We start from the raw sequence: 25722 nt of genomic DNA on the forward strand, positions 1-25722 counted from the left end.
ATGGCCCTTCTGGAAGCCCATCACGTCCACAAGCGCTTCGGCGACCAGGTCGTCCTCGAGAACATCACGCTCGCCTTCGAGGAGAACCGCATCAACGGCATCATGGGGCCGAACGGAGCCGGGAAGACGACCTGCTTCAACGTGCTGACGGGCCGCTACAAGCCCGATCGCGGACGCATCGTCTTCGACGGGGAGGACATCGCCGGCCTCCCCCCGCACAAGATCGCCCGCAAGGGGATCGCGCGCTCCTTCCAGCTCATGAACCTCTTCGACCAGTATAGGGCGATCGAGAACATCACCCTCGCGCTCCCGGAAGTGCGCGCGCGGGGAATGAGCATGATGCATGACCTGCGCACCGACGGGGAAACCGGCGACCGCGCCGCCGCGATCCTCGCCCGCATCGGCCTTGCCGGGAAGGAGAATGTGGAGGCGAAGGACCTCTCCTATGGCGAGCGGCGCGCGCTCGAGATCGGCGTCGCCCTCGCCGCCGCGCCCCGCATCCTCTTCCTCGACGAGCCGACGGCCGGGCTCGGCAGCGAGGCGACCGGCCAGATCGCCGACCTCATCGCCGAGATCCGCCGCGACCTCACCATCGTCGTCATCGAGCACGACATGCAATTTCTCTTCGGCCTCGCCGACAAGATCACCGTCATCCACTGGGGCCAGGTGATCGCCGAAGGGACGCCGCAGGCGCTCCAGGAGGACGAATGGGTGAAACGCTCCAGCCTCGGGGGGCTCGCATGATCCTCGAAGTCGACGACATCCACACCTACTATGGCGAGACGCAGGTCCTCTTCGGCGTCTCCCTCTCGGTGAAGAAGGGCGAGGTCGTCGCCCTCCTCGGCCCGAACGGGGCGGGCAAGACGACGACGCTGCGCTCGATCCTCGGCCTCACCCGCGCCCGGCGCGGCGCGATCCGCTTCAACGGCGAGGACATCACCCGCGCCCCGACCCACCGCATCGCGCGGGCCGGGATCGGCTGGGTGCCCGACGACCGGCGCATCTTCCCGACGCTGACCGTGCGGCGGAACCTCGAGATCGCGCGCAAGACCACGGGCTTCGCCAACTGGACCATCGACGACGCCTGCAAGATCTTCGCCCCGCTCGAGCATCTCCTGCCGCGCGAGTGCGAGAATCTGTCGGGCGGCGAGATGCAGATGGTGGCGATCTCGCGCGCGCTCGTCGGCGCGCCCGGCCTCATCCTCTTCGACGAGCCGAGCCAGGGCCTCGCGCCGAAGATCGTCAACGACGTGATGGCCGTCATCCGGCGGCTGCGCTCTGAAGGACTGTCCATGATCATCGTGGAGCAGAACGTGAATGTCGCCCTCTCGGTGGCGGACCGCGTCTACGTCATGAACCACGGCCGCATCGTCGAGGAGGGGCCGGCGGAGCGCTATCGCGGCCGCGAGGCGCACCACGTCAAGTCGATGGCGGCCACCACATGAGCGCCCCCCTCCTCGTCGTCGACGATCTCGTCAAGGAATACCGGATCGGCCTCCTGTCGCCGAAGACGACCTTCCGCATCACCGCCGACTTCACCATCGACGAGCCGACCGTCGTCGGGGTGATGGGGCCGAACGGCTCGGGCAAGACCACCCTCTTCGAGCTGATGACGGGCTCGAACGCGCCGACATCGGGACGGGTGATGTGCGCGGGGCAGAACATCCATCGCGTGAAGACGCGCGAGCGGGACCGCCTCGCGATCCACTATCACCAGTCCTACCAGGTCCGCCATTTCGACCGATCCCGGCCGGACTTCATGCTGGACAAGGCGCAGTCGGACTATCCGCTGATCCACCTCTTCGACGAGCCGCAATTCAACACGCAGGACGGCTATATCGGCTTCATGCTGAAATTCTTCCGCAAGCTGCGTGCGGAGAACCGGCTCGTCTTCATCTGCCTCCACCCGACGGAGGCCTACCATATCGAGCTATTATCGGACATCTGCGAGCGGTTCATCTTCGTCCATCACGGGACGCTGAGCCACGCGGATTCGCTTGCGACGCTCGGCCAGGATCCCCGCTTCCGCGACTATCTCGGGGATCTGTCCGGCATGCTCGACTGAGCCGGCGATGGGGCCGGCGCGCGATCCGCTCGACCGGGTGACGCGCCGGTTGCCGATCGCGCCCCCGGCCCCGGCTCCCGGCGCGGCCTCAATCAGCGAGCGCGCCGCGCTCCAGGATCACCTTCGCGGCGGTGTTGATGTCGAGCGCGATGGCGGCGCGGGCCGCCGGGCCGTCCTTGGCCTCGATCGCCTCGACGGCGAGGCGGTGCCGGTCGCAGGCGCCACCGGTCGCGAGCCACTCCGGATTGCCCTGCGCCTCCAGGATGATGACGGGCCCCGCCCGCAGCCACATCGACTCGATGATCTCGACGAGCTGCGGCAGCTTCGCCGCCCGATAGATCGCGAAGTGGAGGTTCATGTTCTGCCGCATCGCCTCGGCGAAGTCGGGCTCCCCGTCGCGCAGGCACGCGGCGCGATGGGCGGTCTCGGCCCGCGCGATCTCGCGCATCTCGGCCGCGGTCCGGCACTCGGCCGCGCGCTGGGCGGCGTAGCCCTCGATCTCGGCCCGGATCGTCGCGAGCTCGCGGAAGGCGTCCTTCGTCATCACCGGGACGTGGATCGCCCGGTTCGGCTTCACGATGAGCGCATGCTCGGCGACGAGGCGGGACACAGCGTCCCGCACCGGCATGACGGAGACGCCCAGCGCCTCGGCCATCGCGCGCAGCGACAGGCGGTCCCCCGGCGCGATCTGGCCGGACATGATGAGATTGCGCAGATCGCGATGCACACGCCCGGCGAGCGTATCGCGTTCGATCGGCGGCAATTTCCGGAGGACGTTCATCGTCGACATAGAAGTCGTTCTACACAGCACAGAAAGATGATACAAGCCAAAAGAGCCGAAACATGACACAATAAAACAACTACCTACATCGGGAAAACCGAATACAATTCAAAAACAACTGAAGCGCTCGAAGAGAATGCATAATGGACGAGAAATCATCCTTGCCACTCGTCACGTATAACCTTGCGGGTAAGACCGCTTTGGTCACGGGCGGCGCCTCCGGAATCGGCCTTGCGACCGTGGAACTCCTTGCCCGGTCGGGCGCCACCGTCGCGTTGAACCATCTCGCCGACGATAGTCGCGGCGCGGAGGCCGTCGCCCGCCTCACCGGCGAGGGGTGCAAGGTCATCGCCGCGCCGGGCAACGTCGCGGACTCGGCCGACGTCGCGCGCATGGTCGCGGACGCGATCGACGGGCTCGGCCGCCTCGACCTCCTCGTCAACAATGCGGGGACGCCCGCCACCCGGCAAACCATCGCGCCCAAGGACCTCGACCTCATCACCGAGGCGCTCTGGCGCACCTTGATCGACACCAACCTCATCAGCGTGTTCGAATGCACGCGCCATGCCGCCAAGGCGCTGAAGGCGGCCGGCGGCGCGGTGGTGAGCACGGCCTCGATCGCGGGCTTCAATTCGGTCGGAAGCTCGATGGCCTATGGCGCGACGAAGGCAGGCGTCATCAGCCTCACCAAGAACCTCGCGCGCGCCCTCTCGCCGGAGGTGCGGGTCAACGCCATCGCGCCGGGCGCGGTCGATTCCACATGGATGGTCGACTGGACGGACGAGCAGCGCCGCGCCTCGATCGACATGGCGCTCCTGAAGCGGCGCTGCCGGCCGGAGGACCTCGCCGCGACGATCGCCTATCTCGGCTTCGGCGCGCCGATGGTGACGGGACAGACGATCGTGGTCGACGGGGGGCTCACCCTCGGCGGGTGAGCGGGCTCACTCGGCGGCGACGGCCGTCGGCGCCTCGGCGTTCTCGGCCGCGATCAGCGCCGCGACGCGCTGGCGGAAGCGGATCGGCCCCTTGTCGATCTTGAGATCGAGATTGCGGGTGACCTTGTTGTCCATGCCGATCTGCACCGCCTCGAGGACGGCCTTGTCCTCCTCGAAGGCGCCGCGCACGGAGCGACGGAAGGCCTTCGAGATCGCTTCGTCGCCGGGCGCGAAGTTGCGCATCTGGAACCAGAAATAGCGCGTCGTCTTCTCGTCGATCGGGGTCATGAAATTGTAGCTGTCCATGAGGAAGACATCCTCGTGGAGCGGCTTGCCCTCCCCGCCCGTGTTCGCCGGGACGATGATCGCCTTGATGATCGCATGGCTCGGATAGCGCACCTCGTAGTGCTGCTTGCGATCGCAATTGCCGGAAAATTTGAGGAAGGGCTTGTAGAAGGGCGCGGGCTCATGGTCCGGCATCCAGCGCCAGACCGTGACCCCGTCATCGGCGACGGTCGTCTCAAGGCGCGTCTCCTCGCAGGCCGCGCTCGCGAACGAGGTCTGGTGGACCCAGGCGACGTGCGAGGGGTCGAGCAGATTGTCGGTCATGTAGAGATAGTTGCAGGCGACATCCATGGAATCGCCGCGCGTGGTGCCCCAGCTCGGGTCGTCCCAATGCTCGACCTGGAAGATGAGGTCCGTGTCGGCGCGCGCCGCCTCCCCCATCCAGATCCACAGGAGCCCGTAGCGCTCGGCGACCGGATAGGACCGCACGCGCGCCACGTGCGGCACGCGCTCCGCCCCCGGCACGCGCGTGCAGGTGCCCGTGCAGTCGAAGGTGAGGCCGTGATAGCCGCATTCGACATCGTCGCCCTTGAGGCGCCCCATCGAGAGCGGGAGCTTGCGGTGCGGGCAGGCATCCTCCAGCGCCGCAGGCTCGCCGGCCTCGGTCCGGTAGAGAACGATCTTTTCGCCCAGAATCGTCACCGGGGTCAGCGACCGGCCGATCTCATGTCCCCACGCCGCGACGTACCATGTGTTTTTCAAGAACATCGCACCACCCCACACCGAATGCGCCATTTCGGGCCGACTTTCGAACGGATCCAATCTTCGAGCAAGTGCGCCCGGCGCATGGCTCCCCGCACCCGCCTCAATTGACGCCAGCCCCCGCTTCCGCAGAGACCAGCGGGGAGAGGTGCCGCGGCCGAAGCCACCGATTTCCCTACCGTGCGCGAAGGATCCACAGCGCTGCGCTTGCTCATATTTCAGGCTTGGTGTCACCTGCTCATTGATTGACATTCACGCGAAGTGCGGCGGAAATACGCGCAACCACACATATCCGTCGCTGACCCCGCGGAACAACCTAGCCACTCCATGTGTGCGGCCAACGGAGGGACCATGAACCGACGCAATCTCGGAAAAACGCTTCTCAGCCTCGCTCTTGCGATCGGCATTCTCGCCCCGGTGACCGCCCATGCCCAGGACGCGCTGGAGCGCGTGAAGGCTGCCGGCAAGCTCCGTGTCGGCACCGAAACGGCTTTCGCTCCGTTCGACTTCATCGACACGAGCGGCACGCACACCGGCCTCAATGTCGACCTCTTCACCGAGGTGGGCAAGGAGCTCGGCGTCGAGATCGAGTGGGTGGAGCTGCCGTGGGACGGCGTGCTGCCGGGCCTCGAGGCGGGCCAATTCGACATGGTGGCCGGCCCCGCGACCATCACGAAGGCGCGCGTTGAGCGCTACCGCTTCCTCACCCCGATCGCCGAGGCGACCGTCGCGCTCCTCAAGAAGGCGGGTGACGACAGCATCCAGAAGCCGGAAGACATCGCCGGCAAGCTCGTCGGCGCCGGCAAGGCGACCGCCCAGCTCGCCCAGCTGAAGGCCTATGGCGAGACGCTCCCCGGCGGGATCGAGACGCGCGAATACGTGTCCTTCAACGAGGCCTATGCGGACCTCGCGGCGGGCCGCATCGTCGCCGTCGGCAACTCGCTGCCGAACATCGCCTTCGTCGCCCAGCAGCAGCCGATCTTCGAGGTCGTCCTGCCGCCTTTCGGCCAGAAGAGCTATTTCGGCTTCATCGGCACCAAGAAGCCGGAAGACCAGGCCCTGCTCGACGCCGTGGACGAAGCCCTCATCAAGATGAAGGGCGACGGCCGGATGGCGAGCCTTCAGGAAAAGTGGTTCGGCCAGTCGTTCGACACGCCGAACGAAGTGCCCGAGCCGAATTTCTGATCGAGACCGGGACCGCGCCTCGCGCGCGGTCCCCCCGCCTCTTGCGCAGCTGAAGGCCCGACGATGTCGCAGCGTCTCCTCGAGCTGATGCTCCTCGCCGCCGGGCGCACACTCCTCATCAGCACGATCTCGATTCTGATCGGCCTCGCGATCGGCCTCGTGATCTGCGCCGCGAAGCTCTCCCCGCGCCTCTCGCTGCGCATTCCGGGCACGATCTTCGTGAGCTTCTTCCGCGGCGTGCCGCTCCTCGTGCAGCTCCTCCTCATCTACAATCTGCTGCCCGCGATCGGCATCCAGGTGCCGAGCGTCGTCGCCGCCGTGATCGGCCTCTCGCTGTGCACCGCCGCCTACCAGGCGGAGAATCTGCGCGGCGGCTTCCGCAGCGTCCCGCGCGGGCTCCTCGAAGCGGCCGACATGGTGGGCCTCTCCCCCTTCCAGCAGCTCTGGCGGATCCGCGCGCCGATCGCGCTGCGCCTCACGCTGCCCGCCCTCGTCAATGAGGCGATCCTGATCCTGAAGGCCTCCTCGCTGATCTCCGTCGTCGGCGTTATCGAGCTGACCCGCATGGCGCAGAACCTCGCGGCGAGCACCTACGACCCGATCCTCTTCTATTCCGTCGCCGGGGCGATCTACCTCGTCATGAACTGGGGCGTGTCGGGCGGCGGGTCGCTCGCCGAACGCATGCTGAGGACTTCGCGCGCATGAGCTTCGACATCGCCCTCATTCTGCGCGAGCTGCCGGAGGTCCTGAGGGGCTTCGGGAACACGATGTGGATCTGGATGGTCTCCACCGTCCTCGCCGCCTTCTTCGGCTTCATCGTCGCGACGCTGCGCCGCTACGGGCCCGCCCCGCTCGACTGGGTGCTGCGCGCCCTCGTGGAGGTGATCCGCGGCACGCCCTTCCTGATCCAGCTCTTCCTCCTCTATTTCGGCGGCCCCTATGTCGGCATCTCGATGGAGCCGGTCCCGGCCGGCCTCCTCGGCATGACCGTCTACGGCGCCGCCTATTTCAGCGAGATCTTCCGCGCCGGCTTCCGTGCCGTGCCGAAGGGGCACGTCGAGGCGGCCGAGTGCGTCGGCCTCACGCGCACGCAGACGGTGATGCACATCCTCGTCCCCGAGATGACGATGCTCGTCCTGCCGCTGTGCGTGAACCTCGCGGTCATCCTCCTCAAGGAGACGGCGGTCCTCTCCATCATCACCGTGCCGGAGCTGACCTTCGTCGTCGGCGCGATCGGCTCCCAGCAATTCGCCTTCGCCGAGGCGATGTTCCTCCTCGCCCTCTTCTATTGGGGCGTCGTGGAGATCGCCGACGCCATCGGACGGTGGTCGGAGAAGAAGCTCGCCAAGTACAGGTTCGCGTGAGGGACATGACCACAGCCGCCGTCACACTCCAGCACGTCACCAAGCACTATGGCGACACCGAGGTCCTGAGGGACATCAACCTCGAAGTGATGCCGGGGGCGACGACCTGCCTGATCGGCCCGTCGGGGTCGGGCAAGTCGACGCTCCTGCGCTGCATGGCCTTCCTCGAAGAGACCACCAGCGGCCAGATCCTCGTGAACGGCAAGCCGCTCGGCTTCACGGTCGGGGCGGACGGCAAGCGCACGCGCCTCCCCAACCAGGCGATCCGCGAGGTGCGCTCGCAGATCGGCATGGTGTTCCAGCAGTTCAATCTGTGGCCGCACATGACCGCGCTCGGCAACGTCACCGAAGCGCTGATCCGCGTGAAGAAGATGGGCAAGCGCGACGCGGAGGCGCTCGGCATGGAGCAGCTTCGCCATGTGGGGCTCGAGAACCGCGCCAAGCACTACCCGTCCGAGCTCTCCGGCGGCCAGCAGCAGCGCGTCGCGATCGCCCGCGCCCTCGCCCTCGCGCCGAGCATCCTCCTCTTCGACGAGCCGACCTCCTCCCTCGACCCCGAGTTGACGGGCGAGGTCCTCAACGTCATGCGCGACCTCGCCGCGGAGGGGATGACGATGGTGGTCGTCACCCACGAGATCGGCTTCGCGGCGACGGTCGGGCGTCAGATCGGCTTCCTCGACCATGGCCGCCTCCTCCTCAACGGGCCGCCGGGCGAGGTGTTCGGCCCGAACCGCCACCCCCGCCTCACCCAGTTCCTGGAGACCTATCTCGACCGCGGGGCGGCGACGCTGCTCTAGGCGCGGATCAGCCGTCGCTGCGGTCGGGGCGGCCGGCGAGGCAGATCAGCGTCTGCTGGCCGACGGCGACGAGCGTGCGCGTCTCGCCCTTCACGCCGAACACCTCGAGCTGGCAGATCGTCAGCGTGCGCCCGGCCTTCACCACGCGCCCCACCGCTTCGAGATGGTCGCCCTCGGCGGGCGCGATGAGGTTGATCTTGAACTCCACCGTCAGCACCGACGAATCCGCCGGGAACATGGTGAGGCCCGCATAACCGCCGGCCGAGTCGGCGATCGCGCTCGTCCCGCCGGCGTGGAAGTAGCCGTGCTGCTGGGTCAGTTCCTCGCGGAAGGGCATGCGGATCGTCACCATCCCCGGCGCCACGGCGACGACGCTCGCCCCCAGATGCCGCATCAGCCCCTGGCGCGCGAAGCTCGCGAGGACGCGCTCGCGCACCGCGGGGTCGATCGGCTCTCCCGCGCCGGGCGTCATCGTGTCGGCCATCGATCAGTCTCCCCGGTGTTCGCCGCCCGCGCCGTGAAGGGCCGGCTGCGGTGCAAGGTCGAGATGGTAGAGCGTGTAGTCGGTGCGCTTGGCAATCCGGTCGTAGAGGCGGTGCGCGTCCTCGTTGTCCCGCCCGGTGATCCAGTAGATCCGCTCCCAATCCTCGGCGCGGCCCGTCGCGACGAGGTGGTCGATGATCGCGCTGCCGATCCCGCCGCCGCGCGCGTCCTCGTCGACCCAGATATCCTCCAGATAGCAGACGCTGCGCAGCGAGAAGGTGTGCGGGTGTAGGATGGTGTGGGCGATGCCGACGAGGCGCGCCCCGTCCGCGAGCGCGACCCATCCCGTCATCGGATGGGCCGGATCATGGATCCGCTCCCACAGGACATCGAGCGTCGCCCGGTCCATGTCCGGCGCGCCGAAGCGATGGCAGTGCTGCAGGAACAGCGCCTCCCAGGCCTCGCGGTCCACGCGGCGCGCCTTCACGATCGTCAATTCCACCGGCAGTCTCCGAACCCTCGTCTCATGCCCCGCCGCCTCGCGGCGAAGGGGTTGCCCATCGCGCAGGTGCGGCGGCGAGGCAAGCCCCGTCGCGGAGCGGCGCCGATCCTCGCAAGCGGCCGGGCCGCCGTCGATTGAGCTTGCCTCCATCGCGGCTGAGCTTTCTTCATGCGGCACCACCTCGGCCGATGGTGTAGGCCGGGCGCAGATGCGGCGCACCCGGCGGTGCCGCCCTCATCGTCAGGAGCGCGTGATGCCCAACTCTCCCGTCATCAATCTCGCCGATCTCACGCTGCGCACCCAGGCCCATGGGAGCCGGTTCGAGGTCGCGGTCGCCCCGGTCGCCGCCGCAGCCGGTGCGCACAGGCTCGGCTCCCGCCTCTGCGTCGTGCCCGCCGGCAAGCGCGCCTGGCCCTATCACTGCCACCACGCCAACGACGAGATGTTCGTGATCCTGGAGGGGTCGGGCACGCTGCGCTTCGGCGGGGAGGAATTCCCGGTGAAGGCGGGAGAGGTCGTCGTCTGCCCGTCCGGCGGGCCGGAGACCGCGCACCAGCTGATCGCCGGGCCGGACGGGCCGCTGCGCTATCTCGCGATCAGCACGATGAACGAGCCCGACGTGATGGAGTATCCGGACTCCGGCAAGATCGCGACCTTCGCCGGGTCGGCCCCCGGCGGCGCGAAAGGGTCGCGCCGTGTCGCCCTCGTCGCCCGCGCGGCGGACGGGGTCGACTATTGGGACGGCGAGGCCGCCGACTGATCGGCGCGGGCCTCGGCGAGGAGCCAGGCGCGGAAGTGGTGCAGCCGCCGGTCGCGCGCGAGCCCCTTGCGGCTGACGAGATAGTAGCCGCCCCCTCTCACCCGGTGCGGGAAGAGGATCGCGAGGCGGCCGGCCGCGATGTCGGCCGACGCGATCTCGATCCCCGCGAGCGTGATGCCCGCCCCGTCGCTCGCGGCGCGGAGGCCAAGCCCCGCCGAATCCACGATCGTCACCCCCGCTGGCCGGATCGGCCCATCGGGGAGCGAGCCGTTCCACGCCGCGAAATCGTCGCGCCGGTGCTGGGAGAGGAAGAGGTTCGCGGCGGCGATCCGGGTGCGCAGCGCCGCCGGGTCGGCGAGCAGCGAGGGATGGCCGAGGAGCGCGACCGTCTCCACGAAGAGAAGCGCGCAATCAAGGTCCGGCCAGTCGCCCCGGCCGTGGCGGATCGCGGCGTCGGCCGCGCCCGCGCCGATGTCGACGGCGATCTGCGAGGTCGAGAGGTCGAGCGCGAAGCCTTCGCGGCCGATCGGATAGTTCGAGAGGCGCGGCGAGAGCCAATGCGTCGCAAAGGTCGGCAGCATCGAGACGCGCAGCGGGCCCTCGGCCGCCTCGTTGCGCACCGCCCCGACCGCGCGGGCGATCTGCGCGAAACCCTCCGTCAGCCCCGGCGCGAGCGCGGCGCCCGCCTCCGTCACCTCGAGGCGCTGGCCGACGCGGCGCAGGAGGTCGTAGCCGAGCGCCGCCTCCAGGATGCGCACCTGGTGGCTCACCGCCGACGGCGTCACGTTCAGCTCCAGCGCCGCGTCCTTGATCGACAGATGCCGCGCCGCCGCCTCGAAGGCGCGCAACGCGTTGAGCGGCACCGGGAGGCGGATCGCGGCGGGCGGCCCGTCCGGGCGCGCGGTTGAGGGAAATTCAGCCGTCACGGAGGAGTCCTCACTCGTCATCGCGCCGCCGCCCGGATGTCATCGCGCCCGCATCGCATGGAGACCGGGTCATGACGAATTTTGCGGAGCGGGACGGGTTCATCTGGGTCGACGGCGCGCTCGTTCCATGGTCGCGGGCGAAGGTCCACGTCCTCACCCACGCGCTCCATTATGGCGGTGCCGTGTTCGAGGGGATCCGCGCCTATGGCGGCCGGCTCTTTCTCGCCGAGGCGCATTTCGCGCGCCTCGCGCGGTCGGCGAAGCTCGTCGGCTATCGGGTCCCCTGGGGGAGCCGCACGCTCGCGGCGGCGAGCGAGACGGTCGTGCGCGCCAATGGCGAGGCCGACGCCTATGTCCGCCCGATCGCCTGGCGCGGCGCGGAGAGGCTCGGCGTCTCGGCGCGCGAGGCAACGATCCACGTCGCGATCAGCGCGTGGGACTGGCCGACGCCTTATCGGCTCGGCAACGCGGCCGAGGGCGTGCGGCTGACGCTCGCCCCCTGGCGCCGGCCCGCACCGCACACCGCCCCCACCGCCTCCAAGTGCTCCGGCCTCACCATGATCGGAACCCTTTCCCGCGACGCCGCGCTCGCCGAGTTTTATGACGACGCGCTGATGCTCGACCATGCCGGGCACGTCGCGGACACGACGGCGACGAACATAATCGCCCTCATCGAAGGGCGCCTCGTCTCCCCGCCGCCGACCGCCTTTCTCGACAGCATCACCAAGCGCCACGTCTTCGAACTCGCGCGGGGGATGGGGCTCGCGGTGGAGGAGCGCACGCTCGCGCTGGAGGACTTGCGCTGCGCGCGCGAGATGATGGTGGTCGGCACCTCCGTCGAGGTCCTCCCGGTGCGCGAGCTCGCGACTCCGGACTGGATCGCGACCTGGCCGCTCGGTCCGGTGACGGCGCGCCTGATCGCCCTCTTCCACGCCTCCACCGAAGCGCACGCCGCCGCCTGAGGACGCCGTCAGAAATAGTGCCAGGCGAGGCCGAGCCCGACCGCCACCACGATGGCGCGCAGGGCATTCGCCGGGACGCGCGCCGCGAGGCGGCCGCCGATCACGCCGCCCGCCGCCGCCCCGGCGAACACGATCGCCGCCGCGCCCCAGTCGATGGTGCCGGTGAGCGCGAAGAGGAGGATCGCGACGCTCGTCGCGACCGTCGCGAGTGCGTTCTTGAGGACATTCGCCACCGACGGGGGCTCGATCCCCGTGACGGTGAGGAGCGCGAGCAGGATGATCCCGAGCCCCGCCCCGAAATAGCCGCCATAGACCGCCGCCGCGAACTCCATCGCGAGGATCGCGGCGGGTGGCGGCGTGCGCCGCTGCCGGGCGAGATGGCGGCGCAGCGCCGGGCCGCCCGCGAAGAGCGCCGTCGCGAAGAGGATCAGCCACGGGATCGCCGCACCGAACACCCTGTCGCCCGACGCGATGAGGAGCGCCGCACCGACGAGCGAGCCCACCGCGAAGGTCGCACCCCCCTCCCGCACCCGCCGCGCGTTCGCCGCGAGCACCCTCCGCGTCCCGAGAAGGCTCACCGCATGACCCGGCCAGATCGAGAGCGCGCTGGTGGCGTTCGCGACGACCGGCGGGATCCCGACCGCGATCAGCGCCGGAAACGTGAAGAAGGTGCCCCCGCCGGCGATCGCGTTGCAGATCCCGCCCGCGATTCCAGCGCCGGCCAACAACAGGATCTCCATCGCCACCTCGTCCCCCGCCGGCGCCCGCCGGGTGACGCGCGACTTGCGCATCCCCGCCCCGCTCTGTCTGATGCGGACATGCGGGCGGCGCCGGCTCCATCGGCGCACCGTAGGGGGCGCGGCGGGGCCCGTGTGTCGGACGGGTGACGACGCATATCGCGGAGGTGACAGAATGCGCCTCGACCAGGCGGCGGGCTTTCTCGACGACGAGAGCACATTGATCGGCGTCGCGACGCGGTTCGCGGTCGCCGAGATGCCGCCGCTCCACCACCATCGCCGCGCGCAGATCGCCTATTCGCCGGACACCGCCATCAACGTTCTCGCGGGCGGGCGCCACCATGTGCTGACGCCGGGCGAAGCGATTCTCCTCCCCCCGGCGCTGCCGCACCGGATCTGGGCCCGCACGCCGCGCATTGCGCAGAACCTCTATCTGGATCCCGCATCCGCCCCGCGCGCGCCGGACGCGAAGGCGCTCGCCGTCGCACCGCTGGAGCGCGAGCTGATCGCGGTGATGGCCGCCGCCTCGGCCTCCGATCGCGCCGACCGGGCCTTCGCCAATCTCCTCGCGGTCTTCCTCGATCGCCTTCGCCCGGCCGAAAGCCCCGCCTTCCCGGCCCCCGTCGACCCGGCGCTGCGGCGTATCCACGAAGCCTGGCTCGACGATCCGGCCGCGCTCGACACGCCGATCGATGTCTGGGCCGACCGCCTCGCTCTGACCCGGCGCACCCTCCAGCGGCGCATCGCGCGCGAGACCGGGCTCTCCTACCGCGACTGGCAGCGCCGCACGCGCCTCACCGCCGCCGTCGGCCCGCTCCTGATGGACGCGCCGGTGAAGCATGTCGCGGCGGAGGCGGGCTACCGGTCGGCGAGCGCGTTTGTTGCCGCCTTCCGCGCCACCTTCGGCGTGACGCCGGGCCGCCTCGCCGATCGGCTCCGCTGACCCTGCCCCGCCGTCCGCCTCGCTCAATCGCGGAGCCCGAGCCCCGCCATGAAGGCGGTGAGGAGGCGCCGCCCCTCCGGCCACGCCCCGAGCCCGCTCGTGGCGTTGATGTGCCCGAGCGCGCCGACCTCCACGAACGCGGCCCCGCATGCCTCGGCCTCCCCGCGCACATGCTCGGTCGCGGCGTAGGGGTCGTTGGCACTCGCGACGACGAGAGTCGGGAACGGAAAGGGCGCGCGCGGCGGCGCGGCAAACGAGGCGGCCTCGGCCGGGAAGTCCGGCCCGGACGGATCGGGTGGCGCGACCAGCATAGCCCCGGCGATCCGGCCTGCGAGCGCGGGCGCGGCGTGGCGCATGAGGAGACAGGAGAGGCTGTGGGCGACGAGGACGGGCGGCGTCGCGGTCGCGCTCACCGCCGCGTCGAGCGCGCGGCACCAGTCGGCGAGATCCGGCCGATCCCAGTCGGACGGGGCGAAGCGCACGATGGCAGGCTCGCGCGCCTCCCAATGGCTCTGCCAATGGTCGGGACCGGAGCCGGAAATGCCGGGAAGCGTGATGATCGCCGCTGTTTTTGCCATCGGCGCAATCTACCGCGTCGCGGCCCTTGCCGGAATGGCAACTCATCGGCCGAAGTGCGAGATTGCCGATGAGTTCAAGGCTGGCGGGGCGCATGCGCGAACAACCACTCGACCGGATCGACATCGCGATCCTGGAGGCGCTGCAGGAGAATGCGCGCACCCCGCTGTCCGAACTCGGCCGGCGCATCGGCCTCTCGCAGCCGGCGATGTCGGAACGGGTCAAGCGGCTCGAGGAGCGGGGCGTGATCGCGGGCTATGGCGCGCGCATCGATCCCGCCGCGCTCGGCCTCGGCATGATGGCGATCATCCGCGTGCGAACCACGCACGAGTGGATCAAGCCGTGCCTCGCCCGCTTCGCCGAGATGCCGCACGTGATCGAGGTCCACCGGATGACCGGCGAGGACTGCTTCCTGCTGAAGGTCATCGTGCCGAGCCCCGGCGAACTCGAGACGATCGTCGACGCGATCGCCCGGTTCGGCGCGGTCACGACTTCGCTGGTGCTGCGCTCGGAGCCCGCGAAGCCGATCGGCGCCGCGCTCCTCGGCGCGGCGGACGCGGCCTGATCAGAGTTCGCCGAGCTTCATCTCCGGCACATAATCCTTCTCCGGCACGTCCTTCACGACGGCCTGGCCGCAGACCACCTTGCCCGTCACCTCGTCGAAGGTGAGGCTCGGGCTTCCGTGCAGCGCCCAGCCCTTGTTGAGCGCCGCCGTCACGCGGTGGCAAAAGCTCGCATCGTCCGGGCCTGTGAGGAAACGATAGGCCTTCATCTCGGTTGCTCCCGCAGCGGCGCGGCACGATCCGCCCGTCTTTGTGCAACGAGATGGCAGACCGCCGTCCGAATCTCAATCGCGCCCCTTGCGAGGCACCCATGACGAAACATCCCAAATGGCAGGACTTTCCCGTCGGCGAGGCCCGGCGCTACCTGGAGCCCGGCCCCATCGTGCTCGTGTCGAGCGCGCACGAGGGCGCGCGCAACATCATGACGCTCGGCTGGCAGACGATCCTGGAATTCTCGCCCTCGCTCGTCGGGCTGATGATCTCGCGCGGCAACCACAGCCACCGGATGATCCGCGACAGCGGCGAATGCGTCATCAACCTGCCGACCACCGCCCTCACCGACACGGTCGTGCGGGTCGGCAACACCAGCGGGGCGAAGATCGACAAGTTCGCCGAGTTCGGCCTCACGGCGCGGGAGGCCGAAAAGGTCTCCGCCCCGCTCATCGCCGAGTGCCACGCGGCCTTCGAGTGCCGCCTCCACGACGATGCCCTCGTCGACAAGTATGATTTCTTCATCTTCGAGATCGTGAAGGCGCACGTCGCGCCGGTGCCGGCGCATCCGGAGACGCTGCATTATACCGGCAACGGCGTCTTCGTCCTTTCCGGCAAGACGATCAGCCGGAAATCGCTCTTCGAGCCGTGGATGCTCTGAGGCGGGCTCAGGCCGCCGCGTTCACGAGGAGCGCGCTGAAATAGAGGCCGAGACCGAAGACGGTGTGGGCCGCGAGCTGCAGGCAGCGCACCTTGGTGGGGTTCGGCGTCTTGCTCCCGGCGATGCCGTTGCCGACGCCGGGGCTGAGGATGAACCACCCCGCCGAGACCGTGACGATGCCGACGATCAGCGCCGGCACCAAGGTCGGGGACCGCGTCCAGTCGAGCCCCCAGATGAGGATCAGCACGGCGGCATAGAGGATCCCGATCGCATAGTGCGCGACCCAGCCGATGAGGCGCTCGCCCGCGACGGGGTCGGCGGCGGCGATGCTGTCGTGCCACATCTTGCCCATCGGCAGGTGCGCGAACCAGCGCCCGACCATGCCCCAGTTCGCCATCGGGATGCCGATGGTGACGTAGAGGAACTTCCCCCAGAGGTCGAAGAGAGCCGTTGCGCCCGCACCGATGAGGACACTTTTGACGATGAACTCGAGGATCATGCTGGATTCCGGTTGATGTGCGCCTCGCCGTCGGAGGCCAAGGTCCGCGCGGGGGTCGCGGCGGGCCAGTCAATCCCGCTCCGCCCCGGCGCGCAACACTTTCCGTCGCTTTCGGCCTATGCGCCGAACAGTGTCGCGTAGCGGTCGGGCTTGAAGCCGACCTCAATCGTCTTGCCGTCCTCGATCACGGGGCGCTTGATCATCGAAGGCGCCTCGATCATCAGCGCGATCGCCTTCTTCTCGTCGAGCCCTTCTTTCTTGTCGTCGGCGAGCTTGCGGAAGGTCATGCCGGCCTTGTTGAGGACGCTCTCCCAACCGGCCGCATCGCACCAGCGGGCGAGCGTCGCCGCGTCAATCCCGGCCTTCTTGTAGTCGTGGAAGGTGTAGTCGACGCCGTGGCCGTCGAGCCAGGCGAAGGCCTTCTTCATCGTGTCGCAATTCTTGATGCCGTAGATCGTGACGGTCATCCGCGCCGGGCCTCCTCCGCTCGATCGGGCCATCATGGAGGGGGCGGCGCCCGATCTCAAAGGGCGTCGGTCGATATCCCCGCCTCCTTCCCCTTGCGGGCGGGCGCGGCGGTGCGCACTCTCGCCGTCCCCCAGCCGAAGGCGAGCCTCGTGACGATCCGTGCCATGCGCAGCCTTCTCGCCATCGTCCAGCACGGCAGCTTCGCGCGCGCGGCGGACGTTCTCGGCCTCACCCCCTCGGCCGTCGGCCTCCACGTCAAGGCGCTGGAGGACGAGTTCGGCGCGCTTCTCTTCGACCGCTCGCGCCGCCGGCCGATGCTGACGGAAGCGGGCGAGGTCGCGGTCGAGCGGGCGCGGCAGATCCTGGAACTCTATGATGGGATCGCGGACGAGATCAGCAGCGGGCCGGGCGTCGCCGGGCGTCTCAGGATCGGAGCGATCCAGACCGCGCTCGCCGGGATCATGCCGGAGGGGCTCGCGCGCCTCCAGAAGGCGCACCCGCGCCTCAGGGTCCGCGTGCGCTCCGGCATGTCGGCCGAGCTCGCGGTGGAGGTGGAGGCCGGCAATCTCGACGTCGCCGTCACGACCGAGCCGGTGAAGCCCTACCCGCCGGGCCTCGCTTTCCTCGAGGTCTACACCGACCGCTTCTGGGCCGTCGCCTCGCCCGAGCACGCGGGGGCGGACCTTGCGACCCTCCTCCAGCGTCTCCCCTTCCTGCGCTTCGACAAGCGCGCCTGGGCCGGCCGCCTGATCGAGGACGAGCTGCGTCGCCAGGGCCTCAGGATCCGCGAGGAGATGGACCTCGACAGCCGCGAGGCGCTGGCGCGGATGGCGGCGAACGGGCTCGGCGTCGCGATCGTGCCGCTGGAGGACCGCGATGTGGAGCGCCTGCCACCGCTGACTCGCCTGCCTTTCGGCGAGCCGCAGCTCACGCGCCGCGTCGGCCTGCTGGTGCGCGAGGAGGCGCAGGCGGGGGCCGCGATCCTCGCCCTTCACGCCGCGCTCTCGGACGCGCAACCATAAAGTTTTCCTCGTCATTCAGCCGAGAATTACGCGTTTTTCCTCCACTCACGGTTTCGTTATTGTGCGCCCGTCACCAGCGGAGCGCGCCCCGTGCCGACCGGTTCCGATCCCTCCATAGAGAAGGCCGGCATCCTGCCGGGGCGGCGGCCATGATCGGCGCGACGCTCCTCGCGCTCGTCCCCGTCGCGCTTCTGATCGGGCTCGGGAACGGTCTGCGGCGCACGCACTTCGTGCCGGACACCTTCTGGGGACCCGCCGAGCGGCTCTGCTATTTCGTGCTCCTCCCCTCGCTCTTCATCCACGGCCTCGCGACCGCCGATCTCGGCGAGGTGCCGGTGCTGGAGCTCGCCGGAACGCTGATCGCCTCGACGCTCGCCGTCGCGTTGATCCTCGTCCTCCTCCAGCGCGTCATCCACTTCGAGGGCGCGGTCTTCACCTCCGTTTTCCAGGGCGGGGTGCGGTTCAACAATTATGTCGGCGTCACCGCCGCCGTCGCCCTCTTCGGCGCGCCGGCGGTCGGGCTCGCAGCGGTCGCGAACGCGGCGATCGTGCCGACCGTCAACGTGCTCGTGGTGCTCGTCTTCGCGCACTACGGGGCGGCGCGGCCCTCCATCAAAGGGGTCGTGATGGGGATCGCCAAGAACCCGCTGGTGCTCGGCTGCGCGATCGGGATCGCGATCCGCCTCTCCCCCTTCGACCTCCCCGTCCCGCTCACCTCGGCCGTGCGCGCGCTCGGCCAGGCGGCGCTGCCGATGGGACTTCTGTGCGTCGGCGCGGCGCTCGAATGGAACGTGATCGGCAAGGCGCTGCGGCCGACGCTCACCTCCTCGGCGGTGAAGTTCGCGCTGATGCCAATCGCGGCGGTCATCGCCTGCCTCGCCTTCGGGCTCGACGGGCGTGCGGCCATCATCGCGATCATGTTCCAGGGGCTGCCGACCGCGTCCTCGGCCTATGTGCTCGCCCGCCAGCTCGGCGGCGACGCGCCGCTGATGGCCGGGATCGTCGCCTTCCAGACGGTGGCGGCGATGCTGACGCTCCCCTTCGTCCTCCTCCTGTCGACGACGCTCTTCCCCACCTGAGGCGTCTCAGCGCCCGTCGCGCCGGGCGAGAGTGCGGGCGAGTGTCGCGAAGTTCGTCGTGAGCGGCGAGACGTTCGCGCGCCGGTGCGCGATCGCGAGGCCCACGCGGGGCGCGGGTTCGCGCAGCGCCCGGAAGACGACGCCCTTCATCCGAAGCTGCCGCATCGAGGCCGGCACCAGCGACATGCCGAGCTCGGCGGAGACGAGCGAGAGGATCGAGGCGATCTGCGGCGCCTCCTGGCCGATCGCCGGCTCGAAGCCAGCGGCGCGGCAGGCCGCGATCGCCGCGTCGTGGAGGCTCGTGCCGGCCGCGCGGGGGGTGAGGATCAGCGGCTCCTCGCGCAGGCTCGCAAGGTCGAGCCGACCGCGGCGGCGGGCGGCGGGGTGGGCCTGCGGCAGCGCCACCACCAGCGGCTCGTCGAGAAGGGGTTGCTCGAGGAGATCCTCCGGATCGGACTCGGTGGGGCGCAGGATCGCAAGGTCGAGCCGCTCCTCCACGAGGCTCGTGACGAGGGCGAGTGAGTTCGCCTCGACGAGATGGAGCGCGACCTCGGGATAGGTGCGGCGGAAGACGCGGATCGCGGCCGGGACGAGCGGATGGAGCGCCGCGGTGCCCGGAAAGCCGACGCGCAGCTCCCCCGTCTCGCCGCGCGCGGCGCGCTGCGCGATGCCGATCGCGTCCGCCGCCTGCGCCGGCAGCGACTTCACGCTCTGATAAAAGGCCGCCCCCGCCTCGGTCAGCTCCGCTCCGTGCGGCACGCGGCGGAAGAGGCGCACGCCGACCTCGCGCTCGAGATCCTTGATCTGGAGGCTGAGCGGCGGCTGGCCGATGCCGAGGCGCGCGGCGGCGCGGGTGAAATTCCCCTCGTCCGCGACGGCGAGGAAGTAGCGGATATGGCGAAGCTCCATCGCCATATCTCTAACATATGAAGATCGCCTCTTCCATATATTGGACGCATAGCGCGGTGCCGTCTATATCGCGTTTCGAGGGCGGGACGTCTCGCCCGCCAGTTGCGCCAAACCAGTTTCGCCTAGACATGGAGGTCGCCGTGACCGAACGCGTGCCGCTCGTTTTTCTGCCGGGCCTTCTGTGCGACGCGGCGCTGTGGCAGGCCCAGGCCGACGCGCTCGCCGATGTCGCCGACCCCATCATCATCGACCTCACCGCCGATGACAGCGTCGCCGCGATGGCCGACCGCGCGCTTGAGCGTGCGCCGGACCGCTTCGCCCTCGCGGCGCTGTCGATGGGCGGCTACGTCGCCTTCGAGATCCTGCGCCGGGCGCCGGAGCGCGTGACGCGTCTCGCCCTCTTCGACACGAGCGCCGCGCCCGACGATGCGGCCCGCGTCGCGAAGCGGCGGGCGGGGATCGAATCGCTGAAGGTCGGCCGCTTCGCCGGCGTCACCGGACGCACCCTCCCCCGCCTCGTCCATCCGAAGCATGTCGACGGGCCCGTTGGCGAGGCGCTGAAGGTAATGGCGGGCCGCGTCGGCGGCGCGGCCTTCCTGCGCCAGCAGGAGGCGATCCTCGGGCGCCCGGACTCGCGGCCGATCCTCGCCGACATCCACGTCCCGACCGTCATCGGCGTCGGCGACGGGGACGTGCTGACCCCGGTCCACGACGCTCTCGAGATCCATCACGCCGTCGATGGCTCGAAATTCCACCTCTTCCACGGATGCGGCCACCTTCCGGCGCTGGAGCAGCCGGAGGAGACGACGAAGGTCCTGCGCCGCTGGCTCGACGCCTAGGCTCCGTCGATACGGGGGGTCAGCGCGCCCAGTACGAATCGGGCGGCGGCCCCCAATCGTGCAGCATGCAGGAGTAGACCGCGCTCTCGTCGAACGGGTAGCGCGCCTCCATCTCCGGCGTGAGGGTGAGGCCGAGGCCGGGCGCGGTCGGGCGCACGAGTCGCCCCTCCACGATGCGTCCCTGGTCGCCCATCATCTCCGCCCCCAGCGGGAAGGCGAGCATCGGGAACTCCACCAGCGTCCCGCCGGCCGCGAAGGCGGCATGGTAGCTCGCCATGATCGCCGCCGCCCCGCCCCAGGCGTGGACGACGACCTTGGTGCCGGTCTCGCGCCCCGCGGCGAAGATGTCGAGCACCGCCGAGATCCCGCCGATCACCGAGGCGTCCGGCTGGACCGCCTCGTAGACCCCGTCCCGCATCCGGTCGATCATCTCCTTCGGCGTCGTGATGATCTCGCCGCCATAGACCGGCACGTCGACGCGCGCGCGCAGTGCCTTGAAGCCGGCGGGGTCGTCCGGCCCGATCGCCTCCTCCACGAAGATCATCCGCGCCTCGGTCAGCGCGTGAACCGCCTCGATGAAGTCGACGACGTCGTCGACGGGCTGCGGCGGGTCGGCCAGATTCTGGCACATGTCCACCCCGACCTTGATGCCGCGCGCGGCCGCCTCCTCCAGCACCCAGGCGGTGCGCAGGATGTCCCGCTTCACCGAGCGCATCTTGTAGAGGCCGATGCCGTGCGCGGCGAGAAGGTCGAACTCGGAGAAGAATTGCCCCTTCGCGTCGCAGCACCCGCCGCTGCCATAGATCTCGATGCTGTCCGCCGGATCTGTCGCGCCGAGCGCGGTGTAGACCGGCACGCCCATCGTCTTCGCGCGCGCGTCCTGCAGCGCGATCTCGAAGGCGCTGATCACGTGCCGCGCCGCGCCCTGGAGCGACCAGTAATCGCAGACGCTGCGCAGGTCCCGCACACGGTTGGCGATGTCGAGCCCGTCCTTGCCGACGACATAGGGCGTGCACAGCTCCACGATCGACTTGAAAACGAGCGGGGCGAAGACGGCGAGATAGCCCTCGCCGAGCCCGGTGACGCCGTTCGACAGCGTCACCTCCACCATTCCGATCGTGCGCTTCGGCCCGTTCGGAAAGCACTCCTTGATCTCGGGATCGTCCGCGTCCGCGTAGGGCGAGGAGAGGAGGACGCAGCGGATCTGTTCGATGGCGATCATGTCGGGTCTCGGGTGGCGGGGCCGTTCATTCGGCCGCGTTGAGGCTGAACCAGATGGTCTTCGTCTGGACGTACTGGTCGAGCGCCTCGGCCCCATTGTCACGGGCGAGCGAGCCGGAGCGCTTGTAGCCGCCGAAGGGGGTCTTGATGTCCCCCTCGGTGAAGCCGTTGATCGCGACCGTGCCGCACGGCAGACGCCGCGCGAGATGGATCGCGCGGTCGATGTCCTGGGTGAATACGGTCGCGTGGAGGCCATAGGGTGTGTCGCGCGCGACCGAGAGCGCCTCGCTGAGGCCAGAGACCGGCAGGATGCCGAGGACGGGGCCGAAGATCTCCTCCTTCGCGATCGTCATCGCGGCGGTGAGGTCGGTGAAGACGGTGGGCTCGATGAAGGTGCCGGGCGCACCGATCCGCTCGCCCCCGGCAAGGAGCCGCGCGCCTTCATTCTTCCCGGCGGCGATGTAGCCCATCACCTTGTCCTGGTGCTCGCCGGTCACCATCGCGCCGATATCGGTCGCGGGGTCGAGCGGATCGCCGACGGCGAAGGCCCGCGCACGGGCCGCGACGCGATCGGCGAACTCCTCCACGCGCGAGCGGTCGACGAGCTGGCGCATGTTGGCCGAGCAATTCTGCCCGCCATTCCAGAAGGCCGACATCGCCGCGTGCTCGACGAGGTCGTCATCGATCCTGGCGTCGTCGAGGACGATGAAGGGGCTCTTGCCCCCCATCTCCAGCCCGACGATTTTGAGGTTCGATTCCCCCGCATAGCGCAGGAAATAGCCGCCGACCTCGGTCGAGCCGGTGAAGGAGACGATGTCGATATCCTCGTGCCGGCCGATCGCCTGGCCCGCCGTCTCGCCATAGCCCGGCACGATGTTGAGGACGCCGTCCGGCACCCCGGCCTCAGCCGCGAGCGCGGCGAGGCGGAGCGCGGAAAGCGGCGTCTGCTCGGCCGGCTTCACGATGGTGGAGCACCCGGCCGCGAGCGCCGGGGCGAGCTTCCACGCCGCCATCAGAAGCGGAAAGTTCCACGGCAGGACGAGGCCGACGACGCCCGCCGGCTCCTTCACGATCAGCGCCAGCGCCGACTCCCCCGTCGGCGCGACCTTGCCGAAGGTCTTGTCCGCGAGCTCGGCGTACCACTGGAAGAAGTTCGGCACCTCGTTGCCGATCTCGTGGAGGCAGTCGCGCACCGTCTTGCCGCTGTCGAGGCTTTCGAGGACCGCGAGCTCCTCCGCGTTCGCCCGCACGAGATCGGCGAGCTTCAGGAGCACCGCCTTGCGCGCCTCGGGCGCCGCGCGGGACCACTCCCCCGCCTCGAAGGCGCGCCGCGCGGCCGCGACCGCCCTGTCGACATCCGCGCCCTTGCAGTGGGCGACGGCGGCGATCACCTCGCCCGTCGCGGGGTTCACGCTCTCGAAGGTGCCGCCGTCCACCGCTTTCGTGAAGCGGCCGTCGATGAAGGCGCGCGTCTCGATGGTGAGCGTGCTCGCGATCTCGCGCGCTTGGGCGTGGGTCAGTGTCATCAAGTCCTCTCCTCAGGGGGTGCGAGGGTCAGCCTTTGTTGCGGCGGACGGAGACGTGCCAGGGGATGAGCAGGCGCTCGGCGAGGGTCACGAGCCCGAAGAGGACGAGACCGACGAGCGTCAGGAAGAAGATGCCGGCGAAGGCGAGATCGGGGCGCATGTTGCCGGTCACGATCTGGATGTAGAAGCCGAGCCCCTGGTCGGAGCCGATGAACTCGGCGATCGCCGCGCCCACCGTCGCGTTGATGGCGGCGTACTTGAAGCCGACGAAGCATTGGGGGAGCGCGGCGGGCAGGCGGATCTTGAAGAAGGTGCGCAACGGCCCCGCCCCCGTGGAGCGGGCAAAGCGCGAGAGCTCGTCGCTCAGAGAGTTGAAGGCGAGGATCGCGTTGAGGACGATCGGGAAGAAGCAGACGAGGAAGACGATGATCACCTTCGGCAGGAGGCCGAACCCGAGCCAGGAGATGAAGAGCGGCGCGAAGGCGATCTTCGGCACCATCTCGATGCACACGAGGAACGGGTAGAAGGTGCGGCGCAGGATGTCCGAAAAGGCGATCGCGAGGCCGAGCGGGACGGCGATGATCACCGCCACCACGTAGCCGATCACCACCTCCCGCCCGGTCACCAGCGTGTATTCGAGGAGGCGCGGCATGTCGGCCCAGCCCTTCTCCACGATGAGGCTCGGCGGCGGGAGGATGTAGAGCGGGATCTTGAACCAGACGATCGAGTATTCCCAGAACAGGAAGAAGCCCACGAAGAAGGCGAGGAACATCCAGGACTTCGCGACCCAACCGGCGAGCCAGGCAAGGCGCGCCCGCACGTCAAAGGACGCCATAACTACGGAAGATCTTGTGGATGTGTCGACCATAGTGGGTGAACTCCGGCGTATCCTTCACGTCGAAATCGCGCGGGAAGGGCAAATCTATGTCGATGAACTCCTCGATGCGTCCGGGCCGCGGCGTCACCACCGCGACGCGGGTCGAGAGCTGGATCGCCTCCTCGATCGAATGGGTCACGAAGATCACCGTCGGCCGCCGCTCGATCCACAGCGACTGGAGATCCTGCCGGATCGCCTCGCGCGTCATGGCGTCGAGCTTGCCGAGCGGCTCGTCGAGCAGCATCGTCGGCGGGTCGTGCACCATCGCCTGGCAGAAGGCCGCGCGCTGCTGCATCCCGCCCGACAACTCGTAGGGGTAGCGGTCGGCGAACCCGTCGAGACGGACGGAGGCGAGGAGCGCGTCGATCCGGCCCGCCCGCTCGGCGACGGGAATGCCTCGCATCTCGAGCTGCAGCTCGATGTTGCCGCGCACCGTGCGCCAGGGCACCAGGGTGTTGTCCTGGAACATGATGCCTATATCGGTCTGCGGCCCCGTGACCTTGCGGCCGGCGATGGTGATCGACCCGGCGCTCGGCGCGAGAAGGCCCGCGATCATCAGCATGAGCGTGGACTTGCCGCAGCCCGAGGGCCCGAGAAGGGAGAGGAACTCCCCCTCCCGGATGTCGAGATCAACGGGCCCGAAGGCGTGAACGGCGGCGTCACCGGTACCAAACGTCTTGGCGACGCCGTCGAGATCGATGAGGCTTCGGGACATAGGACGGGACACGAAACCTCCGTTCATGGAAGCGCTCAGTCGGCGACGAATTCGTTGGTGTAGAAGGTCGTCGGGTCCGCGTCCGGATCGAGGTCGTTATACTCCTTCATGAGCGCGACCATGTCGTTCCAATCCGACTCCACGTTGAGGCCGAGGACCTTGTCCTTGTTGGCGTTCGAGTAGAGGACGCCGAGCGTGACATCGAGCACGGAGCGGGCCTGCGCCTTGCCCTCCTCCTCGGCCATCGTGCCGCCGACAATGTCGGCCATCGCCGCGACCGCCGCGTCCGGATCCGCCTCCGCCGCCTTGTAGGACTTCACCGTCGCCTCGACGAAGCGCTTCACGAGGTCGGGATTCTCGGCAAGCGTCGCCGTGTTGGTCGAGATGCAGTAGCCGACCTGGTTCACGCCGAAATCCGAGTAGGGGAAGGTCACCGGCGTGTCGCCGCCGTTCGCCTTGATCTCGGCCGGCTTGTCGTCGAGGCCGCCGAGCATCCCGACCGCGCCGCCCGCGCCCTGCAGGTAGCTGGAGACGAGCGCGCCGTCCGGCACGTTGACGATGTGGACGTCGTCCGCCGACAGCCCGGCATTCTTGAGCACGATCGGGAAGAAGGTGTTCACGCCGGCGTTCGCGGTGGTGAGGATCGTCTTGCCCTTGAGGTCGGCGATCTCCTTCACCCCGGCGTCGGGCCGCACGATGATCGCCTCGGTGCCCATCGCGTCGATCACCGCGACCGAGACGATCGGCGCCCCTTGCGAGGCAAGCGTCACGAGCGCGCCGCACGAGCCGTAGGCGAAGTCGCTGTCGCCGTTGGCGACGAGGCGGTGGGCCGAGCTCGACCCGTTGCCGGAGCGGATGTCGAGGTTGATGCCGGCATCCTTGTAGAAGCCGCTATCCTTGCCGAGCGCGAAGCCGGCGTGGGAGCCGTAATACATCCAGTTGAGCCGCAGCCTGACGTCATCCTGGGCGAAGGACGCGGTCGCCATGGCAGCAAGGGCAGCCGCCGACACGGCTGTGATGCGGACGCATTTCACGAAACTCATCGTCGTATCTCCTCTCGGCTGTGCCAG

32 protein-coding genes are annotated in these 25722 nt (G+C 69.1%); 16 read left to right on the forward strand and 16 right to left on the reverse strand.

Features of this window, described 5'->3' with window-relative positions:
* The 3 genes from DBV35_RS18550 to DBV35_RS18560 are packed head-to-tail and all read left to right on the forward strand — an operon-like array spanning position 1 to position 2065.
* Positions 1-744, forward strand: a complete 744-nt coding sequence (locus DBV35_RS18550) for an ABC transporter ATP-binding protein (RefSeq protein ID WP_108661776.1) — start codon at positions 1-3, stop codon at positions 742-744.
* Positions 741-1445, forward strand: coding sequence for an ABC transporter ATP-binding protein (locus DBV35_RS18555; protein ID WP_108661777.1), 705 nt, complete (start codon positions 741-743; stop codon positions 1443-1445). Before DBV35_RS18550 ends, DBV35_RS18555 begins: the two co-directional genes overlap by 4 nt.
* Entirely contained in the window at positions 1442-2065 is a 624-nt protein-coding gene (locus DBV35_RS18560; RefSeq protein ID WP_108661778.1) for an ATP-binding cassette domain-containing protein, read from the forward strand. The genes DBV35_RS18555 and DBV35_RS18560 overlap by 4 nt, the downstream gene beginning before the upstream one ends.
* Before the next feature lie 88 nt (positions 2066-2153).
* On the opposite strand, the gene DBV35_RS18565 is transcribed toward DBV35_RS18560, so the two are convergent.
* Positions 2154-2855 carry a GntR family transcriptional regulator gene (locus DBV35_RS18565; protein WP_108661779.1) on the reverse strand — a complete coding sequence of 234 codons (702 nt, stop codon included), beginning with the start codon at positions 2853-2855 and terminating at the stop codon, positions 2154-2156.
* Between the two features lie 152 nt (positions 2856-3007).
* Here DBV35_RS18565 and DBV35_RS18570 point away from each other — a divergent pair, with 152 nt between their 5' ends.
* Complete coding sequence (locus tag DBV35_RS18570) at positions 3008-3781, forward strand: SDR family NAD(P)-dependent oxidoreductase (RefSeq protein WP_205648727.1); 774 nt, start codon at positions 3008-3010, stop codon at positions 3779-3781.
* A 6-nt stretch (positions 3782-3787) separates the two neighbouring features.
* On the opposite strand, the gene DBV35_RS18575 is transcribed toward DBV35_RS18570, so the two are convergent.
* Complete coding sequence (locus DBV35_RS18575) at positions 3788-4834, reverse strand: aromatic ring-hydroxylating dioxygenase subunit alpha (RefSeq protein ID WP_108662012.1); 1047 nt, start codon at positions 4832-4834, stop codon at positions 3788-3790.
* A gap of 345 nt (positions 4835-5179) precedes the next feature.
* Between DBV35_RS18575 and DBV35_RS18580 the strand changes: the two genes are divergently transcribed.
* From DBV35_RS18580 to DBV35_RS18595, 4 genes are all read left to right on the forward strand, one after another.
* Positions 5180-6013 carry a transporter substrate-binding domain-containing protein gene (locus DBV35_RS18580; RefSeq protein WP_108661781.1) on the forward strand — a complete coding sequence of 278 codons (834 nt, stop codon included), beginning with the start codon at positions 5180-5182 and terminating at the stop codon, positions 6011-6013.
* 63 nt (positions 6014-6076) lie between these two features.
* A complete protein-coding gene (locus tag DBV35_RS18585) occupies positions 6077-6718 on the forward strand; it encodes an amino acid ABC transporter permease (protein ID WP_108661782.1) in 642 nt (213 codons plus the stop codon).
* Positions 6715-7377: an amino acid ABC transporter permease gene (locus DBV35_RS18590; RefSeq protein WP_108661783.1), complete on the forward strand. Its 663-nt coding sequence runs from the start codon at positions 6715-6717 to the stop codon at positions 7375-7377. The genes DBV35_RS18585 and DBV35_RS18590 overlap by 4 nt, the downstream gene beginning before the upstream one ends.
* Before the next feature lie 5 nt (positions 7378-7382).
* Entirely contained in the window at positions 7383-8174 is a 792-nt protein-coding gene (locus DBV35_RS18595) for an amino acid ABC transporter ATP-binding protein (RefSeq protein ID WP_108661784.1), read from the forward strand.
* Positions 8175-8181: 7 nt separating this feature from the next.
* Here DBV35_RS18595 and DBV35_RS18600 read toward each other — a convergent pair whose 3' ends face one another.
* Positions 8182-8658 (reverse strand): PaaI family thioesterase, encoded by a 477-nt coding sequence (locus DBV35_RS18600; RefSeq protein ID WP_245943979.1) that lies wholly within the window; start codon positions 8656-8658, stop codon positions 8182-8184.
* A 3-nt stretch (positions 8659-8661) separates the two neighbouring features.
* Entirely contained in the window at positions 8662-9159 is a 498-nt protein-coding gene (locus DBV35_RS18605; protein ID WP_157961846.1) for a GNAT family N-acetyltransferase, read from the reverse strand.
* Positions 9160-9412: 253 nt separating this feature from the next.
* Between DBV35_RS18605 and DBV35_RS18610 the strand changes: the two genes are divergently transcribed.
* Positions 9413-9919, forward strand: coding sequence for a cupin domain-containing protein (locus tag DBV35_RS18610; protein WP_108661786.1), 507 nt, complete (start codon positions 9413-9415; stop codon positions 9917-9919).
* On the opposite strand, the gene DBV35_RS18615 is transcribed toward DBV35_RS18610, so the two are convergent.
* Positions 9892-10866: a LysR substrate-binding domain-containing protein gene (locus DBV35_RS18615; protein WP_108661787.1), complete on the reverse strand. Its 975-nt coding sequence runs from the start codon at positions 10864-10866 to the stop codon at positions 9892-9894. The genes DBV35_RS18610 and DBV35_RS18615 overlap by 28 nt on opposite strands.
* Positions 10867-10916: 50 nt before the next feature.
* Here DBV35_RS18615 and DBV35_RS18620 point away from each other — a divergent pair, with 50 nt between their 5' ends.
* Positions 10917-11807: an aminotransferase class IV gene (locus DBV35_RS18620; RefSeq protein WP_108661788.1), complete on the forward strand. Its 891-nt coding sequence runs from the start codon at positions 10917-10919 to the stop codon at positions 11805-11807.
* Between the two features lie 8 nt (positions 11808-11815).
* Here the strand turns inward: DBV35_RS18620 and DBV35_RS18625 are convergent, their stop codons facing one another.
* On the reverse strand, positions 11816-12598 hold the full coding sequence (locus tag DBV35_RS18625) for a sulfite exporter TauE/SafE family protein (RefSeq protein ID WP_245943980.1): 783 nt from the start codon (positions 12596-12598) through the stop codon (positions 11816-11818).
* A gap of 121 nt (positions 12599-12719) precedes the next feature.
* Between DBV35_RS18625 and DBV35_RS18630 the strand changes: the two genes are divergently transcribed.
* Positions 12720-13487, forward strand: coding sequence for a helix-turn-helix transcriptional regulator (locus tag DBV35_RS18630; RefSeq protein WP_170134979.1), 768 nt, complete (start codon positions 12720-12722; stop codon positions 13485-13487).
* Between the two features lie 23 nt (positions 13488-13510).
* On the opposite strand, the gene DBV35_RS18635 is transcribed toward DBV35_RS18630, so the two are convergent.
* The gene (locus DBV35_RS18635; RefSeq protein WP_108661790.1) at positions 13511-14065 is read right to left on the reverse strand and encodes an RBBP9/YdeN family alpha/beta hydrolase; all 555 of its coding nucleotides are present in this window, start codon (positions 14063-14065) and stop codon (positions 13511-13513) included.
* A gap of 92 nt (positions 14066-14157) precedes the next feature.
* Here DBV35_RS18635 and DBV35_RS18640 point away from each other — a divergent pair, with 92 nt between their 5' ends.
* A complete protein-coding gene (locus tag DBV35_RS18640; RefSeq protein WP_108661791.1) occupies positions 14158-14628 on the forward strand; it encodes an Lrp/AsnC family transcriptional regulator in 471 nt (156 codons plus the stop codon).
* On the opposite strand, the gene DBV35_RS18645 is transcribed toward DBV35_RS18640, so the two are convergent.
* The gene (locus DBV35_RS18645; protein WP_108661792.1) at positions 14629-14835 is read right to left on the reverse strand and encodes a DUF1737 domain-containing protein; all 207 of its coding nucleotides are present in this window, start codon (positions 14833-14835) and stop codon (positions 14629-14631) included.
* 101 nt (positions 14836-14936) lie between these two features.
* On the opposite strand from DBV35_RS18645, the gene DBV35_RS18650 reads away from it, so the two are divergent.
* Entirely contained in the window at positions 14937-15497 is a 561-nt protein-coding gene (locus tag DBV35_RS18650; RefSeq protein ID WP_108661793.1) for a flavin reductase family protein, read from the forward strand.
* Between the two features lie 7 nt (positions 15498-15504).
* Here the strand turns inward: DBV35_RS18650 and DBV35_RS18655 are convergent, their stop codons facing one another.
* Together DBV35_RS18655 and DBV35_RS18660 are read right to left on the reverse strand one after the other, a co-directional pair.
* Positions 15505-15993, reverse strand: a complete 489-nt coding sequence (locus tag DBV35_RS18655; protein WP_108662015.1) for a DUF2938 domain-containing protein — start codon at positions 15991-15993, stop codon at positions 15505-15507.
* Positions 15994-16112: 119 nt separating this feature from the next.
* The gene (locus tag DBV35_RS18660; protein WP_108661794.1) at positions 16113-16463 is read right to left on the reverse strand and encodes an ArsC family reductase; all 351 of its coding nucleotides are present in this window, start codon (positions 16461-16463) and stop codon (positions 16113-16115) included.
* A gap of 111 nt (positions 16464-16574) precedes the next feature.
* Between DBV35_RS18660 and DBV35_RS18665 the strand changes: the two genes are divergently transcribed.
* Together DBV35_RS18665 and DBV35_RS18670 are read left to right on the forward strand one after the other, a co-directional pair.
* Positions 16575-17486 (forward strand): LysR family transcriptional regulator, encoded by a 912-nt coding sequence (locus tag DBV35_RS18665; protein ID WP_205648731.1) that lies wholly within the window; start codon positions 16575-16577, stop codon positions 17484-17486.
* A gap of 149 nt (positions 17487-17635) precedes the next feature.
* Positions 17636-18565 carry an AEC family transporter gene (locus tag DBV35_RS18670; RefSeq protein ID WP_108661795.1) on the forward strand — a complete coding sequence of 310 codons (930 nt, stop codon included), beginning with the start codon at positions 17636-17638 and terminating at the stop codon, positions 18563-18565.
* 6 nt (positions 18566-18571) lie between these two features.
* Here the strand turns inward: DBV35_RS18670 and DBV35_RS18675 are convergent, their stop codons facing one another.
* Positions 18572-19474: a LysR family transcriptional regulator gene (locus DBV35_RS18675; protein WP_108662017.1), complete on the reverse strand. Its 903-nt coding sequence runs from the start codon at positions 19472-19474 to the stop codon at positions 18572-18574.
* A 140-nt stretch (positions 19475-19614) separates the two neighbouring features.
* Here DBV35_RS18675 and DBV35_RS18680 point away from each other — a divergent pair, with 140 nt between their 5' ends.
* The gene (locus DBV35_RS18680; RefSeq protein WP_205648732.1) at positions 19615-20313 is read left to right on the forward strand and encodes an alpha/beta fold hydrolase; all 699 of its coding nucleotides are present in this window, start codon (positions 19615-19617) and stop codon (positions 20311-20313) included.
* Between the two features lie 19 nt (positions 20314-20332).
* Here DBV35_RS18680 and DBV35_RS18685 read toward each other — a convergent pair whose 3' ends face one another.
* Genes DBV35_RS18685 through DBV35_RS18705 form a run of 5 tightly spaced genes read right to left on the reverse strand, consistent with a single transcriptional unit; the run spans position 20333 to position 25695 of the window.
* Complete coding sequence (locus DBV35_RS18685; RefSeq protein ID WP_170134980.1) at positions 20333-21535, reverse strand: enolase C-terminal domain-like protein; 1203 nt, start codon at positions 21533-21535, stop codon at positions 20333-20335.
* A 25-nt stretch (positions 21536-21560) separates the two neighbouring features.
* Positions 21561-23060, reverse strand: a complete 1500-nt coding sequence (locus tag DBV35_RS18690) for an aldehyde dehydrogenase family protein (protein WP_108661798.1) — start codon at positions 23058-23060, stop codon at positions 21561-21563.
* A 28-nt stretch (positions 23061-23088) separates the two neighbouring features.
* The gene (locus DBV35_RS18695) at positions 23089-23895 is read right to left on the reverse strand and encodes an ABC transporter permease (protein WP_205648733.1); all 807 of its coding nucleotides are present in this window, start codon (positions 23893-23895) and stop codon (positions 23089-23091) included.
* Positions 23882-24664: an ABC transporter ATP-binding protein gene (locus DBV35_RS18700; RefSeq protein WP_205648734.1), complete on the reverse strand. Its 783-nt coding sequence runs from the start codon at positions 24662-24664 to the stop codon at positions 23882-23884. Before DBV35_RS18700 ends, DBV35_RS18695 begins: the two co-directional genes overlap by 14 nt.
* 23 nt (positions 24665-24687) lie before the next feature.
* Positions 24688-25695, reverse strand: a complete 1008-nt coding sequence (locus DBV35_RS18705) for an ABC transporter substrate-binding protein (protein WP_108661800.1) — start codon at positions 25693-25695, stop codon at positions 24688-24690.
* Positions 25696-25722: the final 27 nt, after the last annotated feature.

The organism is Acuticoccus kandeliae (assembly GCF_003073115.1).

Bases quoted from the DNA above. Each gene is read 5' to 3' on its own strand.
- DBV35_RS18560 (WP_108661778.1), top strand. From the start codon at position 1,442: ATGAGCGCCCCCCTCCTCGTCGTCGACGATCTCGTCAAGGAATACCGG.
- DBV35_RS18600 (WP_245943979.1), bottom strand. From the start codon at position 8,658: ATGGCCGACACGATGACGCCCGGCGCGGGAGAGCCGATCGACCCCGCG.
- DBV35_RS18675 (WP_108662017.1), bottom strand. From the start codon at position 19,474: ATGGAGCTTCGCCATATCCGCTACTTCCTCGCCGTCGCGGACGAGGGG.
- DBV35_RS18650 (WP_108661793.1), top strand. From the start codon at position 14,937: ATGACGAAACATCCCAAATGGCAGGACTTTCCCGTCGGCGAGGCCCGG.
- DBV35_RS18585 (WP_108661782.1), top strand. From the start codon at position 6,077: ATGTCGCAGCGTCTCCTCGAGCTGATGCTCCTCGCCGCCGGGCGCACA.
- DBV35_RS18620 (WP_108661788.1), top strand. From the start codon at position 10,917: ATGACGAATTTTGCGGAGCGGGACGGGTTCATCTGGGTCGACGGCGCG.
- DBV35_RS18685 (WP_170134980.1), bottom strand. From the start codon at position 21,535: ATGATCGCCATCGAACAGATCCGCTGCGTCCTCCTCTCCTCGCCCTAC.
- DBV35_RS18625 (WP_245943980.1), bottom strand. From the start codon at position 12,598: ATGCGCAAGTCGCGCGTCACCCGGCGGGCGCCGGCGGGGGACGAGGTG.
- DBV35_RS18550 (WP_108661776.1), top strand. From the start codon at position 1: ATGGCCCTTCTGGAAGCCCATCACGTCCACAAGCGCTTCGGCGACCAG.
- DBV35_RS18630 (WP_170134979.1), top strand. From the start codon at position 12,720: ATGCGCCTCGACCAGGCGGCGGGCTTTCTCGACGACGAGAGCACATTG.
- DBV35_RS18670 (WP_108661795.1), top strand. From the start codon at position 17,636: ATGATCGGCGCGACGCTCCTCGCGCTCGTCCCCGTCGCGCTTCTGATC.
- DBV35_RS18595 (WP_108661784.1), top strand. From the start codon at position 7,383: ATGACCACAGCCGCCGTCACACTCCAGCACGTCACCAAGCACTATGGC.
- DBV35_RS18695 (WP_205648733.1), bottom strand. From the start codon at position 23,895: ATGGCGTCCTTTGACGTGCGGGCGCGCCTTGCCTGGCTCGCCGGTTGG.
- DBV35_RS18640 (WP_108661791.1), top strand. From the start codon at position 14,158: ATGCGCGAACAACCACTCGACCGGATCGACATCGCGATCCTGGAGGCG.
- DBV35_RS18645 (WP_108661792.1), bottom strand. From the start codon at position 14,835: ATGAAGGCCTATCGTTTCCTCACAGGCCCGGACGATGCGAGCTTTTGC.
- DBV35_RS18615 (WP_108661787.1), bottom strand. From the start codon at position 10,866: ATGACGAGTGAGGACTCCTCCGTGACGGCTGAATTTCCCTCAACCGCG.
- DBV35_RS18610 (WP_108661786.1), top strand. From the start codon at position 9,413: ATGCCCAACTCTCCCGTCATCAATCTCGCCGATCTCACGCTGCGCACC.
- DBV35_RS18575 (WP_108662012.1), bottom strand. From the start codon at position 4,834: ATGTTCTTGAAAAACACATGGTACGTCGCGGCGTGGGGACATGAGATC.
- DBV35_RS18565 (WP_108661779.1), bottom strand. From the start codon at position 2,855: ATGTCGACGATGAACGTCCTCCGGAAATTGCCGCCGATCGAACGCGAT.
- DBV35_RS18580 (WP_108661781.1), top strand. From the start codon at position 5,180: ATGAACCGACGCAATCTCGGAAAAACGCTTCTCAGCCTCGCTCTTGCG.
- DBV35_RS18635 (WP_108661790.1), bottom strand. From the start codon at position 14,065: ATGGCAAAAACAGCGGCGATCATCACGCTTCCCGGCATTTCCGGCTCC.
- DBV35_RS18690 (WP_108661798.1), bottom strand. From the start codon at position 23,060: ATGACACTGACCCACGCCCAAGCGCGCGAGATCGCGAGCACGCTCACC.
- DBV35_RS18705 (WP_108661800.1), bottom strand. From the start codon at position 25,695: ATGAGTTTCGTGAAATGCGTCCGCATCACAGCCGTGTCGGCGGCTGCC.
- DBV35_RS18590 (WP_108661783.1), top strand. From the start codon at position 6,715: ATGAGCTTCGACATCGCCCTCATTCTGCGCGAGCTGCCGGAGGTCCTG.
- DBV35_RS18555 (WP_108661777.1), top strand. From the start codon at position 741: ATGATCCTCGAAGTCGACGACATCCACACCTACTATGGCGAGACGCAG.
- DBV35_RS18660 (WP_108661794.1), bottom strand. From the start codon at position 16,463: ATGACCGTCACGATCTACGGCATCAAGAATTGCGACACGATGAAGAAG.